The 16,516-nt window shown below is 68.2% G+C and carries 9 protein-coding genes; 6 read left to right on the plus strand and 3 right to left on the minus strand.

The features are described 5' to 3' along the window. Positions 1-11 precede the first annotated feature (11 nt). Genes IL252_RS12200 through IL252_RS12210 form a run of 3 tightly spaced genes read left to right on the plus strand, consistent with a single transcriptional unit; the run spans position 12 to position 5,501 of the window. The gene (locus IL252_RS12200) at positions 12-3,977 is read left to right on the plus strand and encodes a cobaltochelatase subunit CobN (RefSeq protein ID WP_208628220.1); all 3,966 of its coding nucleotides are present in this window, start codon (positions 12-14) and stop codon (positions 3,975-3,977) included. Continuing rightward, positions 3,967-4,746 carry a precorrin-8X methylmutase gene (locus IL252_RS12205; protein ID WP_208628221.1) on the plus strand — a complete coding sequence of 260 codons (780 nt, stop codon included), beginning with the start codon at positions 3,967-3,969 and terminating at the stop codon, positions 4,744-4,746. Before IL252_RS12200 ends, IL252_RS12205 begins: the two co-directional genes overlap by 11 nt. After that, positions 4,743-5,501 (plus strand): cobalt-precorrin-7 (C(5))-methyltransferase, encoded by a 759-nt coding sequence (locus tag IL252_RS12210; protein ID WP_208628222.1) that lies wholly within the window; start codon positions 4,743-4,745, stop codon positions 5,499-5,501. Before IL252_RS12205 ends, IL252_RS12210 begins: the two co-directional genes overlap by 4 nt. Positions 5,502-5,588: 87 nt before the next feature. Here the strand turns inward: IL252_RS12210 and IL252_RS12215 are convergent, their stop codons facing one another. Continuing rightward, positions 5,589-6,377, minus strand: coding sequence for a CbiX/SirB N-terminal domain-containing protein (locus IL252_RS12215; RefSeq protein WP_208628223.1), 789 nt, complete (start codon positions 6,375-6,377; stop codon positions 5,589-5,591). A gap of 349 nt (positions 6,378-6,726) precedes the next feature. On the opposite strand from IL252_RS12215, the gene IL252_RS12220 reads away from it, so the two are divergent. Continuing rightward, positions 6,727-8,025 carry a cobyrinic acid a,c-diamide synthase gene (locus tag IL252_RS12220; protein WP_208628224.1) on the plus strand — a complete coding sequence of 433 codons (1,299 nt, stop codon included), beginning with the start codon at positions 6,727-6,729 and terminating at the stop codon, positions 8,023-8,025. After that, positions 8,022-9,521, plus strand: coding sequence for a cobyric acid synthase (locus tag IL252_RS12225; RefSeq protein WP_208628225.1), 1,500 nt, complete (start codon positions 8,022-8,024; stop codon positions 9,519-9,521). Before IL252_RS12220 ends, IL252_RS12225 begins: the two co-directional genes overlap by 4 nt. A gap of 101 nt (positions 9,522-9,622) precedes the next feature. Here IL252_RS12225 and IL252_RS12230 read toward each other — a convergent pair whose 3' ends face one another. Beyond that, positions 9,623-10,147 (minus strand): hypothetical protein, encoded by a 525-nt coding sequence (locus IL252_RS12230; protein WP_153553011.1) that lies wholly within the window; start codon positions 10,145-10,147, stop codon positions 9,623-9,625. A gap of 258 nt (positions 10,148-10,405) precedes the next feature. Beyond that, a complete protein-coding gene (locus tag IL252_RS12235; protein WP_208628226.1) occupies positions 10,406-13,603 on the minus strand; it encodes a glycoside hydrolase family 38 C-terminal domain-containing protein in 3,198 nt (1,065 codons plus the stop codon). 455 nt (positions 13,604-14,058) lie between these two features. On the opposite strand from IL252_RS12235, the gene IL252_RS12240 reads away from it, so the two are divergent. Further along, positions 14,059-16,503 (plus strand): glycoside hydrolase family 2 protein, encoded by a 2,445-nt coding sequence (locus IL252_RS12240; RefSeq protein ID WP_208628227.1) that lies wholly within the window; start codon positions 14,059-14,061, stop codon positions 16,501-16,503. Positions 16,504-16,516: the final 13 nt, after the last annotated feature.

A 16,516-nucleotide genomic window follows, 5' to 3' on the forward strand; every position in this document is an offset into this window, starting at 1 on the left:
TTAACAATATTATGCCAACGATCGCCCTGTACACGGCGACGGAGAACGAGCTCGGGGCCGTCCAGCGGGCCGCGTCGCGAGTCGACGCGGAACTCGTGGTCCGCTCGGAGAGCGACCTGGACGACCAGAGCGACGTCGACGAGTTCCTCGACGAGATAGCGGACGCGACCGCGGCCGTCTTCTGGCTCCACGGTGCCGAAGACAGCATGCCGGGCTACGACCACGCGGTCGCCCGACTGGAAGAGGCTGGCGTGCCCCTGGTCGTCAAGTCGACCGGCGACGCCTACGCGCTCGACGACACGTCCGTCGCCGCGACGGACCGCGACCGGGTGTACGACTACCTCGAACGGGGCGGCACCAGCAACGTCGCCAACTGCATCCGATACCTCGTCGACGAGTACGGCGGCGTCGACCGCCCGTACGACGACCCGGTCGACCTCCCGACGGAGGGCGTCTACCACCCGGACCACCCGGGCGCGTCGTACGCCGAACTCGTCGCGACGTTCGACGCCGACCGCCCGACCGTCGCCGTGTGGTTCTACGAGTCCCACTGGACACACGAGAACACCCGCTACGTCGACGCACAGGTCAGGGCGATCGAGGCACAGGGGGCCGACGCCCTGCCGATCTTCTGCAACCCGGCGACAGACACCGACGAACAGTGGGACGCAGAACGCGTGACCGAAGAGTGGCTCCTCGCCAGCGAGGACGGTCACAGCGCCCGGCCCGCAGGCGAGCCGGTCGTCGACGCCGTCTGCTCGTCGTTCATGTTCTCGCTGTCGATGGACGAGCGGGGCCGCTCGGCCGACGACGAGGGCGACGAAGCCCAGGCCGTGTTCCTCGACAGGCTGGGCGTTCCGGTGCTCCAGACCGTGACGACGATGCGCTCCCGGTCCCGGTACGAGAGCAGCGACACCGGTGTGATGGGCTTCGAACTCGCCCTCTCGGTCGCGCTGCCGGAGTTCGACGGCAACGTCGTCACGCACCCGATCAGCGGGAAGGAACGCACCGACGACGAGGCCGGCATCGGCACCGCGCCCAAGCAACACTTCCCGATCGACGACCGGGTCGACCACGTCGCGCGACTGGCGGTCAACTGGGCGCGCCTGCGACACACGCCAAACGAGGACAAGCAGATCGCCGTCGTCCTCCACAACTACCCGCCCAGCGACGACGGCATCGGCACCGCGTTCGGTCTCGACAGCCCCGAGAGCACGGTCAATCTGCTGTCGGAGCTCGACGAGCGCGGGTACGACACGGGGACGACGATGCCCGACAGCGGCCAGGCGCTCGTCGAGCGACTCACCCAGCAACTCACGCTCGACGACCGCTGGGTCGCGCCCGAAGACGTGCGCGAGCTGAGCGTCGACGTGGTGTCGACCGACGAGTACGACGACTACTTCGCCGAGACCGACGAGCGGTTTCGGGACGCCGTTCGCGAGGAGTGGGGCGACCCACCGGACCGTCCCTTCGCCATCCCCGGCGTCGAGTTCGGGAACGTCCTCGTGACGGTCCAGCCGCCGCGTGGCTTCGGCATGGACCCCGCGAAGGTGTACCACGACTCGGACCTCCAGCCGCCCCACGACTACGTGGCCTTCTACAGCTGGCTGCGCGAGGAGTTCGAGGCCGACGCCGTCGTCCACCTCGGCACGCACGGCAGCCTGGAGTGGCTCCCCGGCAAGACCGTCGGCCTGAACGGCGCGAGCGCGCCCGACCAGCTGATCGACGACCTCCCGAACGTCTACCCCTACATCGTCAACAACCCCGGCGAGGGAACGCAGGCCAAGCGCCGCTCCTACGCCGCCATCGTGGACTACCTCACGCCGGTCATGAGCAACGCCGGCACCTACGACGAACTGGCGGAACTGGAGGAACTGGCCGACCAGTACCGCGAGGCGGGCATGGAAGACGCCCGCGCCGACGACGGCGAACAGCTCGAAGCGCTGTTGCGCGAGAAGGTCGAGGAACTGGATCTGGCGGTCGAGCTGGGGATTAGCGAGGCGCTCCGCGCCTCGGAACAGTCGAGCGGGGAGCAAAGCGACCCGCGAGACGGCGGCCAGATCGAGAAGAAAGCCGACGTTCGAGGCCCGGACGAAGCAGGATCGACGCTGGCCGAGGGCGATGTCTCTGGCGACGACCTCGCCATCGACGAGTTGGTCGAGCGCGTCCACGAGTACCTCACGGACGTGAAGACGACCCAGATCCGGATGGGGCTGCACACGATGGGCGAGCCCCCGACCGACGACCGCCTCGTCGAGTACCTCGTCGCACTCACCCGGCTGGAGAACCCCGGCGGCCCCAGCCTCCGGGAGAGCGTCGCGGGCGTGCTGGGCGTCGACTACCAGCGGATGCTCGACGAGCCCGGCGTCTACGACGAGCGACTGGAGATGACCCTCTCGGAAGCCGCAGACGAGGTGTACGAGACGAGCATCGACCTCGTGTCGACGCTGGCCGAGCAGGAGTTCGACCTCCCGGCCTCGAACGTCGAGGCGGGTCCCGACGAGGAGCTAAACATGAACCTCCTCGTGGTCGACATCGACCCCCTCGGCGACGCCCGGGCGAAGTCGGGCGCACACGACGACCTGCGGGAGGCACTGGCGTTCATCTGTGACGAGGTACAGCCCCGCGTGCAAGGTGCCGCCGAGGAGATTCCCCGAACTGCAGAGGCACTGGCCGGCGAGTACGTCCCGCCGGGGGGCAGTGGCGCACCGACTCGGGGCGGCGTCGATCTGCTGCCGACAGGCCGGAACTTCTACACGCTCGATCCCCGGAAGGTGCCCGCAAAGAGCGCCTGGCAGGTCGGCAGCGAGGTCGCAGAGCAGACGCTCGCGCGCCACCACGACGAGCACGACGGGTACCCCGAGGAGATCGGCGTCGTCGCGTGGGGGACGCCGACCGTCAGAACCCGGGGCGAGACCATCGCGCAGGTGCTCGCGCTGCTGGGCGTCGAGCCGCGCTGGACCGACGCCGGTCGAATCGACGACGTGGACCCGATCCCACTCGACGAACTCGGTCGGCCCCGCATCGACGTGACGACGCGGGTCTCCGGACTCTTCCGCGACGCGTTCCCACAGGCCGCGAGCGTGATCCACGACGCCGTCGACGCCGTGGTCGAACTGGACGAGCCCCACGACATGAACTACGTGAAGAAACACGTCGAGGAAGCCACCGAGGAACTCGACGAGCAGGGCGTCGAGAAGCCGGAGAAACAGGCGAAACACCGCGTGTTCACGACCCGCCCCGGCGGCTACGGCGCGGGGACGAACAAGGCCGTCGACGAGGGCAACTGGGAGGACCGCTCGGACCTCGCAGACGTGTACGTCCAGTGGGGCGGCTACGCGCTGGGCTCCCGTGGAAAGACGACCGAGGCCCACGACGCGTTCGAGCGCCGTCTGGGAAGCGTCGACGCCACGGTGAAGATCGAAGACACCGCCGAGCAAGACGAGTTCGATAGCTCGGACTGGTACGCCTTCCACGGCGGTTTCATCACCGCCGTCTCCGAGATCGCAGGCGAGGAACCGGCGTCGTACGTCGGCGACTCCAGCGACCCGGACAACGTCTCCGTCTACACCAACGAGGAGAAGGTCCGCAAGGCCATGCGAGCCCGCGTGCTCAACCCCGAGTGGCTCGACAGCATGACCGAACACGACTACAAGGGGGCCGGCGACCTCTCGACGACGGTCGACGTGGTGCTTGGCTGGGACGCGACGACGGGCGTCGTCAGCGACCGCCTCTGGGACGACGTGGCCGAGCAGTACGCCTTCGACGAGGAGCGCCAGGAGTGGCTCCGGGACGTGAACCCGTGGGCACTAGAGAGCATCACCGACACGCTGCTGGAAGCGATCGACCGCGGCCTCTGGGACGCCGACGACGAGACGGCCGATCGGCTTCGGGATCTGAATTTGCGGGTCGACGGCGACATCGAGGCGCGTGCCGGCGGCGAAGCGGGCCAGGAGGTGCCCGGCGATGACGACTGACGGCGCGACGCCCGAGGAGTCCGACGAGTCGTTCGAGGAGTACGCCGACCTCGGCGCGACCACCGAGAACGCGATGGACATCGCCGAGACGAGCATGGACCGCGTGCGCGAACTCGTCCCCGACGAGACCCTGGCGGATCGGCTCCGCCAGAAGTCGGTCCACGCCACCGGCGACCCCGAGTTTCAGCACCTGCTGCGGTTCACCGGCACCGACGACTCCGAACCCGTCCGTGCGGGCGCGCGAGCGGTCCTCGACGAGCGACCGATCGTCACCGACATCACGATGGTCAAGGAGGGAATCACCGGGCGCGGGCACGACTGCCCGGTCCGGAAGGCGATCGGCAACGGGGCCGAACTGGCCGCCGAGACCGGGATGACCCGGACGGCCGCCTCGGTGCTCGAACTCGACAGAGAAGGCGTCTACGAGGACGCGATCGCTGTCGTCGGCAACGCGCCGACCGCCGCGCTGGCGCTGGCCGACTGCATCGAGGACGGCACTCGACCAGCCGTCGTCGTCGCGACGCCCGTGGGCTTCGTCAAGGCCGCTGAGAGCCGCACGCGCCTGCGGGAGGTGGCCGCCGAGCACGGCGTTCCGACGATCACGAACGTCGGCCGACGCGGTGGCAGCGGTCTGGCGGCGGGGCTGACCAACGAACTCGTTCACGTCGCGAGCGACGTGCGTGCGGGTGACCTCTCGATCGAGAGCTCACCCGCAGGCCGACCGAGCGAATCCGCCGGTAGACCGAGCGGGGAGAGCGGCGACGAATGAGCGACGACTACGACCTCGACGCCGGCCCCGATCCGGCGGCGTTCGCCGCGGCGTCGCCGGAAGTCGAGTCGCCCGCCGAGCCGGTCGCCGCGGTCGGGATCGGGCCGGGCAACCCCGACTACCTCACGCCGCGGGGCGAGCGCGCGATCCGCGAGGCCGACGTGGTCGTCGGCTTCGAGACCGTCGTCGACTTCGTCGACGAGGTGATCGAGGGCGACGCGCTGACCTGTGGCTACCGGGACGAGAGCGAGACGCTCGATCGCTTCGCAGAGCGCGTGGCCGACGGCGAGTCCGGGACGGCGCTGCTGATGGGCGATCCGAACCACTCTGGCTACCAGTTCGTCGGGAAGGTCCAGCGGGCGGTCGACCGCCCGGTCACCGTCGTTCCGGGCATCTCCTCGCTCCAGATCGCCGCCAGCCGTGCGCGCACGCCGATGGAGGCGACGACGTTCGTCACGCTACACAAGAGCGGCGACGTGACGCCCGACCTCGATCGGTTGCGCGACGACGCCGGCCGGCGGCACCTGCTGGTGTTGCCCCGGCCCTACGACTGGATGCCCGGCGACATCGCCGCCGAACTGCTCGACGCGGGCGCGAGTCCGTCGCTGGAGGCGCTCGTCTTCGAGCACCTGACCCACGACGAGGAGGCGCGGACGACGACGACGCTCGACGAGCTGGCGAGTCACGCTGGCGGCAGCGAGCCGTCGTCGACGCCGTTCTCCGATCTCTCCGTCCTGGCCGTGCGAACGGCGTAGGCGGGTCGTCACTGCCGGCCGTGGCCGTATCGCTCTTTCGTCGTGACCGTCACGCGAGTCGGAGCCCTCGTGCTGTAAGCGGTGGTGTCAGTTGTTCGGCGGCGTAGAGCGCCCGTCGCCGTCGGTGGCGACCGGTCTTGGCTGGGCCGTCGCGGCCGTCGACGTCGCGGCGTCGCCGTCGGCGAGGACGCGCTGTTGCTCGACCGCCGCGCGGATGGCGTCGGTGATCCGCGGGTGCTCGCCCAGCGGTTCGGCGTACTCGATCCCGCCGCGGTCCAGTTCGAGAGCCTCGGGAATCCGTCGCTCCGTGGCCTCGCTTCGGGTGAAAAAGAGCGGCACGGCGACTGCGCGTTCGTTGCGGAGGTTGTAGCGGACGCATTCGACGGTCGGGTTCTGGAGGAGATAGCAGGTCTCGACCTCGTCGTAGGCCGACTGCTCGGCGATGCGGGCGGCGTGGTACTCCGCCGTCTGTCTGTGATGGGGCTTCGAGCTGCTGCCGAAGCCGACGAGCGCCAGCGAAGTGGGCTCGGTGGCGGGCATCGCGTCGGTGGCACGGCTTCGCAGCACCTCCGTCACCACCGGGCTCTCACCGAGCGGTTCACAGTAGTGCACGTCTCCGGAGACGTGCGTGAGCGCGGCCGGGAGGTCGTCAAGCGTCGCGTAGGAGTGGGCGACACACATCGGCACGGCGAACACCCGATCGGCCGAAATCGCTTCGAACTGGTCGCGGAGTTCGCGGATCGGTTCGCTCTCGAAGGTACACACGTGAACGTCGTCGACGAAGTCGCGGTCTTCGAGACGCGCCGCGTGGGTCCCGAGCGTCGCCTGAGCGTGTGTCGTGCGCCGGCCGATGAGGAGGAGTGCGTCGGAAGTCATCTGTTGAGGGTGGGTAGTACAATTAAACTTGTACTATACCAATTGTGCTTGCTATTGTCGATGAATGGGAGGATCAAATAAGTTGCGGTCACCGGGATCACGGCGGCGATCGATGATCCTCGCAGCCGACGGTTTGGGGCCTCAGAACCACTTTCGTGGCCAAAGCGCGAGCATCGAGGATGGACGGTGTCGGTCGTCGGCGGACACGCAGACGGTCCCGAACCACCGACCGCGATGCGCCGAGGACGGTGTGAAACACGGCGGCGACCGGCCCCGGCGAGGCATCGGCCGACACCAACTAATTAAAGTCAGTTTGTGCTAATCATAGTGTATTGGTGCTACCAGACAGATGAACGGCTTCGTCCTGGGCGGAACGAGTTCTGGCGTCGGCAAGACCGTCGCGACGCTGGCCACGATCCGAGCGCTGGACGACGCCGGTTACGCGGTCCAGCCCGCGAAGGCCGGCCCCGATTTCATCGATCCCAGCCATCACGAACACGTTGCCGGCCGCCCCTCGCGCACGCTCGACCAGTGGCTCGAAGGCGAGACCGGGCTCCGGCGCAACTACTACCGGGGCGACGGCGACATCTGCGTCGTCGAGGGCGTGATGGGGCTGTACGACGGGGACTGTTCGAGTACGGCGATGGTCGCAGAGACGCTGTCGCTGCCGGTCGTCCTGGTGGTCGACGCCAGCGCCGGCATGGAGAGTGTCGCCGCGACGGCGCTTGGCTTCCAGCAGTACGCCGCGTCGATCGGCCGCGAGATCGACGTTGCGGGCGTGATCGCCCAGCGGGCCCACGGCGGTCGTCACGCCGAGGGCGTCCGGACGGCGTTGCCCGACGGCATCGAGTACTTCGGTCGCATCCCGCCCCGGGAAGACCTGGAGATTCCGGATCGCCATCTCGGGCTCCACATGGGGACCGAAGCGCCCCTCGAAGAGACCGCTCTGTCCGAGGCCGCGACACACCTCCGCACGGAGCGCCTCGCCGAGGTCGCCAGCGCACCGCCCCGCCCGGACGCTGCGTCGAGTACGTCGCCGACGGATCGCCGGATCGCCGTCGCCCGCGACGCGGCGTTTCAGTTCTACTACCCGGCCACCGTCGAGCGGCTCCGGGAACGCGCCGACGTGACGACGTTCGCCCCGACGACGGACGACCCGCTGCCCGACTGCGACGGCGTCTACCTCCCTGGCGGCTATCCGGAACGCCACGGCGACGCGCTGGCAGACAGTCCCGCGCTCGATACGCTCGCCCGCCGAGCGGCCGACGGGCTCCCCGTCTACGGCGAGTGCGGTGGGCTGATGACGCTGTCCGAGACGCTGACGACGACCGACGGCGACACCCACTCGATGGCCGGCGTCCTCCCGGCGACGGTCACGATGCACGACCGCTATCAGGCGCTCGATCACGTCGAACTGACCGCCAAGAGGGACACGCTCACGGCCGGAGCGGGACAGCGCCGACGGGGCCACGAGTTTCACTACTCCAGTGCGACCGTCGGTCGAGACGCCACCTTCGCGTTCGACGTAGCGCGGGGCGACGGGATCGAAGACGGGAGCGACGGCCTCACGGAGTATCGGACACTGGGGACGTACTGCCACTGCCACCCCGAGAGCGGTGCTTTCGATCGCTTCCTCGACGCCCTATGACGACGACGATCCTCGTCGCCGGAACCGCGAGTCACGTCGGCAAGAGCACCGTCGTCGCGGGACTGTGCCGACTGCTGGCACGGCGGGGCGTCTCGGTCGCGCCGTTCAAAGCCCAGAACATGAGCAACAACGCCCACGCGGTGGCGACGCCCGACGGCGACTGGGGAGAGATCGGCGTCTCGCAGTACGTCCAGGCCCGCGCCGCCGGGATCACACCGACGACGGACACGAACCCGGTCCTGCTGAAGCCCCGCGGCGACGGGGAGAGCCAGCTCGTGATCGACGGCGAGGCGGTCGGCCACTACGAGGCCCGGACCTACTACGACGACCACTGGGAGCACGCTCGCAGCGCGGCCAGAGACGCCTACGAGCGACTGGCAGACGAGTACAGCGTGATCGTCGCCGAGGGGGCCGGCAGCGCCGCCGAGATCAACCTCCAGGACCGCGACCTCGCCAACGTCGAGACCGCGCGCTTTACAGACGCGAGCGTCCTCGTGCTCGGTGACATCGAGCGAGGCGGTGTCTTCGCCAGTCTCTACGGGACGCTCGAACTCGCGCCGGCAGCCATCCGAGAGCGGGTCGCTGGCGTCGCGATCACGAAGTTCCGGGGCGACCCGACGCTGCTCGCGGACGGGATCGACGAACTCGAAGCCCGTACCGGCGTCCCGGTCCTCGGCGTGCTCCCCTACGACGATCCCGGCCTGCCGGCGGAAGACAGCCTCTCGCTCCCCGCCAGGGACCAGCGGGCCGTCGTCGGTGCCGACGACGGCGTCCCGGACGCGGCGACCGTCACGGTCGGCGTCCCCCGACTGCCCCACATCTCGAATTTTACCGATCTCGAACCGCTGGCCGCCGTGCCCGGCGTCCGGGTCGCCTACTGCCCACTCGATGGGGCGCTGGACCGGGTCGACGGACTCGTCCTCCCCGGCACGAAAAACACCGTCGACGACCTGCTGGCGCTGCGTGAGGCCGGTCTCGACGAGGCTATCCGGACGTTTGCCGGCCCGGTCGTCGGACTCTGTGGCGGCTACCAGCTGCTTGGCGAACGGATCACGAACGCCAGCGTCGAAGGCACCGGCGACGCGGAGACCGTCGCGGGCGTCGGCCGCCTCCCGGTCGAAACCCGCTTTAGCGAGACCAAGCGCGTCGAGCAGGTCACTGTCGCGGTCGACGGCGTCGGCCCAATCGACGGTGCGACCGGGACGGCCTCGGGCTACGAGATCCACATGGGCGAGACGAGCGTCGCAGCGTCGGCCCACCAGCCACTCGGTCCCGACAGCGCCGCGACACAGGACGTACTCGGCACCTATCTCCACGGCCTCTTCGAGAACGAACAGGTGCGGTCGGCGTTCGTCGACGCGGTGTACGCACACGCCGGCCGGACCAGGCCGAGCAGCGAGCGGTCGGCTCAGACGCCGTTCGACGACGCCGCGGCGCTGGTCCGCGAACTCGATCTGTCCGCCCTCGATCTCCCAGCAGGCCGCTCCGAGTCGTGATCGCGGCTCGAAGGGGTCTCCCCATATACCGGCTGTACGTCTGTGAATGATTTCGCCACCCCGGGGTGGCGAAGATCGTCACGAAGTGACAGCCGGCAGTATCAGTGGAGCGTCCCCTCACGGACGCGGTCGTCGTGGGCGAACAGCGCGTACCCGACCTCGACCGGTCGATACCCGGTCTCCTCGGCGATGGCCCTGATCGGCTCGATCATCGTCACGTAGTCGGCCGCGTCGAACGACTCTTTGCGCCCCTCCAGGTACCCCGTTCGCTCCAGGGACGCCCAGACGCGCGTGTCGACGACGGCGTGGCGGTCGCCGTCGAGTGCGGCGAGCACGCACGACGCGGTCGGGGCCTTGAAGCCACTGAGCCCGGTGAGCAACTGGATCTTCGAGAAGTCGCCGTCGACGGTGCGGACGTTTCGGGTCACCTCCCGACAGCGCTCGTCCGGGTTCGACTCGACGTGGTAGGCGCTGCGCGTGGAGGACTCGTAGGCGATCTCGTAGAGCTGGTCGCGGGTCAGGTACCCCTGTTCGCGGTACGTCTCGCCGACGGCGTCGAGCCGTTCGGGCAACACACCCTGCGTCTCCGCGTAGTAGTCGAGGTTCTCGGCGACGAACTGCTCCATGTCCGGGCGTCCGACCGCCGACGGCGAAAAGACTGTGGCTGCGGTCGCGGGCAGAGGACGAGAGACAGTGGCGGCGTTGTGGCACCGTGTGCCAGTTCCGTCAGGATAGGCACCCCCACACTCAAATAATCCCTTCGTTTCTCAATATGGTACGAGTGAGGCCATTTTCAATGAGGGACTGAGGCATTCAATTGTAGACCGAGGTGATTTGGCCCTCGTATTCAGATATACACCAGAAGAGCTGCGGAATCGCTCCCGTCAGTCGCCTATCTGGACTGCGATCGTCTTGATCTCGAAGGGATCGAACGACAGCGACAGCTGCGAGTCGTCGACCGTCCGGGTGTCACGGGTGTCTTCGACGAGGTTCGTCTCTCGGGCGTCGGTGACGGCGAACTCGAAGTCGACGGTCGTGTCGACGTGGCGGCCGGCCGATTCGTACAGGCGGACGACGAGTTCGTCGTCGCTGTCTTCGGCGCGCTTGATCGCCGAGACGACCACGTCCTCGTCACCGACGGTCACGGGTGCGACCGCGGCCGCCTCGTCGACCGGGCGGGCTCGCGTGGTCGCGTTCAGTTCGCCGGCAGCGCGGTCGACACCGGCCTGGGCCGGGCCGTCCTCGTGGGCGAGCAGCGTGTACGTGAACTCGTGGGTGCCGCGGTCGGCCTCGGGGTCTGGGTGGTTCGGCGCGCGCAGCAGCGACAGGGAGATGTCGGTCCCGTCGACGTTGACCCCGTACTTGCAGTCGTTGAGCAGGGCGACGCCGTAGTCGGTCTCGGACACGTCGACCCACTGCCCGCCCGCCTCCTCCCACCGGGCGGCGTCCCACGAGGTGTTGCTGTGGGTGTCTCGCTCGTGGTGGCCAAAGTGCGTGTCGTAGGTCGCGCTGGTGGCCGACACGCCGGCCGGGAAGTGAGCCTTGAGGAGCTTCTCTTCTTCCTGCCAGTCGATTTCCGTCCGGAACTCCACGCGCCGGGAGTCCCGGTAGAGCGAGATTTCCTGGACGAGCGAGGAGTCGCCGAACGAGCGGCGCTGGCGGACCGTGGCTCGAACGGGGCCGTCCTCGACGACCGTCGTCTCCGGGGCCGGGAGCTGGTCGCCGACCTCGTAGACGTCCTCTTCGATGTCCCACGCTTCGAAGTAGCGGGGCTGGTCGCGGTACAGCATCAGCCTGTTGCCCGGTTCGTCGAGGACCGCCCGGTCGTGTTCCTCGTCGTAGACGGAGACGGTGCCGTCGCTCTCGAACGACACCGTCACGAGCCCGTTCGAGAGCCGGTCGGTCGACACCTCGAAGGGCGTCGCGGCCGGCTCGGCAGCGTCCTCCAGCGAGAGCGTCGTCGCGCCCATCGCTGGCAGCTCCGGAGTCTCGACGAGCACCACGTCCGCCGTGTCGTCGCCGACGCCGGCAGTCGTCGACTGGACGGCCAGCTCGTCGCCGTCGGCTGTCCCGACCAGGTCGTCGGCGTCACCGGACACGTCCTCGGCGGGGACGGTGGCGACGCTCTCGTGTGCCCACGACAGGGGATTCGTCACGGCGAGGCGGTCGCCGTCCGCGGGCTCGCCGAGCAGTGCATCGAGCGCCGCCGCCCGCGCGTCTGCGGCCGTCTCGAAGACACGCTCGTAGTCCCGGTCGGCGTCGGCGTACACGTCCGTCTGGGACGAGCCCGGCAGGATGTCGTGGAACTGGTTGAACAGGAGCACCTTCCAGGCGTCCTGGAGCCGTTCGTGCGGGTAGTCGAAGTCGGTCGTCGCCAGCGCGAGCGAACACCACAGCTCCGCCTCCCGGAGAGCGTACTCGCCCTTGCGGTTGTTTCGCTTGGTCTGGGCCTGACTGGTGAGGGTCCCGCGGTGTTTTTCGAGGTACAGCTCGCCGTTCCAGACGGGATAGTCGTCGTAGTTGCGTTCCAGCCGGTCGAACAGCCCCGCGAGCGACCCGTGTTCGACGTCCGGCAGGGCCTCGATGTCGTCGACGACCTGGCCCTTCTCGATCATCTCGCGAGTGGGGCCGCCGCCGCCGTCGCCCCAGCCAAACAGGTACGCCCGGTCCGTCGTCGTCGCGTTCTGGGCGTCGTTGTACACCGAGTGGGTGATCTCTTCGACGTCCATCTGGCCGTTGTAGGTGTCCCCCGGCGGGAAGTGTGCGAGCACCTCCGAGCCGTCGATGCCAGCCCAGCGGAACGTGCTGTGTGGGAAGTCGTTGATCTCGCTCCAGGACATCTTCTGGGTGAGGAAGTACGGGCAGTCTGCCGCCTGCGCGATCCCCGGCAGGCCGGCACTGTAGCCGAACACGTCGGGAATGAACGTCACCTCGGGGTCTACGTCGAACTCCTCGCGGAAGTAGCGCTTGCCCAGCAGGTACTGTCTGGCGAGGGCCTCCTCGCCCGCGTTGTTGATGTCTGACTCGACCCACAGCGCCCCTTCGGGTTGCCACTGGCCGTCGTCGATCAGCCGGTCGATCTGGTCGAACTGCTCGGGGTAGCGGTCGCGGATCCACTCGTAGAGGTGGGGCTGGCTCTGCATGAACGTGAACTCGGGGTAGTCGTCCATCAGCGTCAGCACGTTCGAGAACGACCGCCCGCACTTGCGGACCGTCTCCGACCACGGCCAGTGCCACGCCAGGTCGAGGTGGGCGTGGCCGACGGCGGTCAGTTGCTGGCCGGTGAGATCCGAGGTCAGTTCCGTCTCGACTGCTTCCAGTTCCTCGATCGCGGCGCGGGCGCTCTCTCGATACTCGGCCTCGGAGTCGGCGTCGAAGGCGAACGTGTGACTGGCCGCGACGAGGGCGTCGAGCAGCCGACCGTGGTTGGGCGAGTCCTCGTCGTACTGCTCGCGGAGGTCGTTACAGATCGACACGTGGCGGTGGAGATCCGCCACCGCCGGCCGCTCGGCGTACAGTTCGGCGGTCTCCAGCGTGAACTCGTCGACGCCGAGGTTACCCCACAGGGTCGTCGTTCCGGCCTCGACGAGGAGGTCGAACGACTCCCCGCCCGCGGCCTCGTCGACGAGCTTGTAGGAGTCGTGGCCGTTGTCGAAGGACTTGACCGGCGTCCCGTCCCGGAAACACAGCGACTCCACGCGCGGGTCGCCGTGGTGGCTCGATCCGTACAGCGGTTCGGCCACGAAACGGAGGTACACCGGCAGGCCCGCCATCGACTCGGGGACGGTACACTGGAGGCGAAACCAGACGTTCCGGCCGACCGCCTGCTCTTCAGAGACCTGGCCGGTGAGCACGTCTGCGTCGGCGTCCCGACGGTCGTCGGGCTCGGTCTCCCGGCCCCGCTCCCACGTGACGCCGACCGAGCACGGCTCGAAGGACCGTTCGCGGGCCTGCTCGGGCGTCAGAAACGCTCGCGTCTCGTGGTGTGAGATGGTGTCGATCTCGCTGCGCTGTGCGACCCGGAGGCGCTGGAGGCGCTCCTCGGTCTCGTCGGCGCGTTTCGCGCTGCTGGTGTCGCGCATGCTACCCACTGTTCGAGCGATCACCTTAAGTGTCGAGGGTCTCGGTCGTCGTCGCCACACCACACGGACCGGCGAGCGGGCGCTGGCGGGATCGTGTTCAGATAAGCCGCTGCATCTTCCGGCCTGTAGACACCGAAAGCCCTCGTGCCGTTCCGGTCCCGGGACCACTGCTGCGCTCCGGTCGGTGCTTTCGGGGTCCGGGTTCCCGGAACGACGCTCGCCCTGTCATCCGCCAGGGCGTAGCTGGTGGCACTGTCAACAAGCCTGGTGGATGAAAGGGCGAGGCGCGGTAGGCGGATCTGCGCCGGCACTATTCGACCGGCGGAAGAATATCCGGCACAGATCCGTCTAGCGTGCCGAGGGCTTTCGGTGCAGCAACGGCCGCATTCGCTCAACTAAACACGACCGCTGGCGGCCCCGATAGAGTTATTGCCCAGAGCGCGATAAGCGCGTACATGGAACGCCACTCTCTCAACGGTAGCTGGCAGTGTCGCCCGGCAGACGGGGGCCAGCAGTTTCCAGCGACGGTCCCCGGCGACGTGTACAGCGATCTGCTGGCGGCCGGCACCATCCAGGACCCATACGAGGCCGACAACGAACTCGAAGTCCAGTGGGTCGCCGAGCGCGACTGGTGCTACCGGCGAACCGTCGAGGTCGACGAGACGCTGCTGTCCGAGGCACGACAGACGCTCGTCTGTCACGGGCTGGACACCGTCGCCACGGTCCGGGTCAACGACACCAGGGTCGGCAGGACGGACAACATGCATCGCCGCTACGAGTTTCCCGTCGGCGACGCCCTCGAACCCGGAACGAACGAGGTCGAGATCCGGTTCCAGTCGCCGGTCGAGTACAGCAGCCAGCGGGCGGCAGACCATCCCTACGACGTGCCGGTGATGCGCTACCCCCAGGACGTGCCCGACCGCAACCACATCCGCAAGGCCGCCTGTCACTACGGCTGGGACTGGGGGCCGTGCCTGCCGACGATGGGCATCTGGCGCGACGTAGAGCTGGTGGGCCACTCCGGACCCCGCATCACCTACACGAAGAGCCGACAGGACCACCACGACGACGGCGTCGACCTGACCGTCGACGTCGGCCTCGACGTGCCGGCAGAGACCGAGGCGACGCTGACCGCGAACGTCGCCGGAACAACCGAGTCCGTAACGGTGGGACTCGACGGCGGTCGGGAGGAGCACACGCTCGAACTCACCGTCACCGACCCCGACCTGTGGTGGCCCAACGGCTACGGCGACCAGCCGCTGTACGACCTGACGGTCACCGTCGAGAGCGACCACGACACCGAGCGGACGACCGACCGCGTGGGATTCCGGAAGATCGAGCTGTGCCGCGAGGAAGACGACGCCGGGGAGTCCTTCGCCTTCGCGGTCAACGGCGTGCCGGTGTTCGCCAAAGGGGCCAACTGGATCCCGATGGAGGCGCTTCACGGCCGCGTCGACGAGACGGAGTACACCGATCTGCTGGACAGCGCCGCCAGCGCGAACATGAACATGATCCGTGTCTGGGGCGGCGGCCACTACGAACGCGACGCCTTCTACGAGCGCTGTGACGAACTCGGCCTGCTCGTCTGGCAGGACTTCATGTTCGCCTGTTCGCTGTACCCCGCCGACGAGGCGTTCCGCGAGACGGTGGCCGCCGAGGCGCGCTATCAGGTCCGCCGGCTGGCCAACCACCCGAGCCTCGCGCTGTGGTGTGGCAACAACGAGAACGAGGAGGGACTGCACAACTGGTGGGCCGACGAGGACCACATCGACAGCCTCGAAGCCGACTACGAGGCGATCTTCCTCGAAACGCTCGACGAGATCGTCGCCGAGGAAGACCCGTCGCGGCCCTACTGGTCGGCCTCGCCCTCCAGCGGTCGCGAGTACGACGACCCCTACATGACAGAACGGGGTGACATCCACTACTGGGACGTGTGGCACAGCGGGGCCTCCTTCGACGCCTACGAGGAGACCGAACCGCGGTTCGTCTCCGAGTTCGGCTACCAGTCGTTCCCGTCGCCGGAGCTGCTCGCGTCGGTGCTGCCCGCAGACGAACTCAACCCGACCGCCCCGCTGATGGAACACCACCAGCGCAGCCCCGGCGGCAACGGCCGGATCCTCTCGCGGATGACCGACAACTTCCGGACGCCCTTCTCCTTCGAGACGTTCACGTACCTGAGCCAGATCCAGCAGAGCATGGCGATGCAGACCGCGATCGAGCACTGGCGGCGACAGCGGCCACACACGATGGGGGCGCTGTACTGGCAGCTCAACGACCTCTGGCCGTGTGCCTCCTGGTCGTCGATCGAGTACGGCGGCGACTGGAAGGCCAGCCAGTACGTCGCTCGCCGGATCTTCGCACCGCTGCTGGTCTCGACGACGGTGACCGACGACGGCGTCGAGGTGTGGCTGACCAGCGATCGACCCGAGGCGGTCACTGGGACGCTCACCGTGGAAGTCTGGACGCTCAACGGGGAGCGAATCCACGCAGCGTCACACGACACGACCGTGTCCGCACTCGACAGTACGACGCCACTGACCGTCGACGTCGACGCGGTCGCCCCGGATGTCGAGTCGTCGAACTGCCTCGTTCGGGCCGACTTCGACGGCCCCGTCGAGTCGTACCCCTCGATCGCGTTCCGCGAGCCCTACAAGCGACTCGACCTTCGCGTACCCGACATCGAGGTGCGCGTCGACGGACGGAGAGTGACCCTGGAGACGGACGTGCCGGCGCTGTGGGTGACACTCGACGCCCCGCTGTCCGAGCCGTTCTCGGACAACTACTTCCACCTCGTCCCCGGTGAGTCCCGGACGATCACCGTCGAGAGCGACGCCGACCGCTCGGAGATCGCCGACGCGCTCGCGGCCCTCGACGTGACACACCTCCGCGAGACGTACTGATACTGCCGGCTGT

The organism is Halomicrobium sp. IBSBa (assembly GCF_017612575.1).
Taxonomy (GTDB): Archaea; Halobacteriota; Halobacteria; order Halobacteriales; family Haloarculaceae; genus Halomicrobium.

Bases quoted from the DNA above. Each gene is read 5' to 3' on its own strand.
- IL252_RS12210 (WP_208628222.1), top strand. From the start codon at position 4,743: ATGAGCGACGACTACGACCTCGACGCCGGCCCCGATCCGGCGGCGTTC.
- IL252_RS12225 (WP_208628225.1), top strand. From the start codon at position 8,022: ATGACGACGACGATCCTCGTCGCCGGAACCGCGAGTCACGTCGGCAAG.
- IL252_RS12205 (WP_208628221.1), top strand. From the start codon at position 3,967: ATGACGACTGACGGCGCGACGCCCGAGGAGTCCGACGAGTCGTTCGAG.
- IL252_RS12240 (WP_208628227.1), top strand. From the start codon at position 14,059: ATGGAACGCCACTCTCTCAACGGTAGCTGGCAGTGTCGCCCGGCAGAC.
- IL252_RS12230 (WP_153553011.1), bottom strand. From the start codon at position 10,147: ATGGAGCAGTTCGTCGCCGAGAACCTCGACTACTACGCGGAGACGCAG.
- IL252_RS12220 (WP_208628224.1), top strand. From the start codon at position 6,727: ATGAACGGCTTCGTCCTGGGCGGAACGAGTTCTGGCGTCGGCAAGACC.
- IL252_RS12215 (WP_208628223.1), bottom strand. From the start codon at position 6,377: ATGACTTCCGACGCACTCCTCCTCATCGGCCGGCGCACGACACACGCT.
- IL252_RS12200 (WP_208628220.1), top strand. From the start codon at position 12: ATGCCAACGATCGCCCTGTACACGGCGACGGAGAACGAGCTCGGGGCC.
- IL252_RS12235 (WP_208628226.1), bottom strand. From the start codon at position 13,603: ATGCGCGACACCAGCAGCGCGAAACGCGCCGACGAGACCGAGGAGCGC.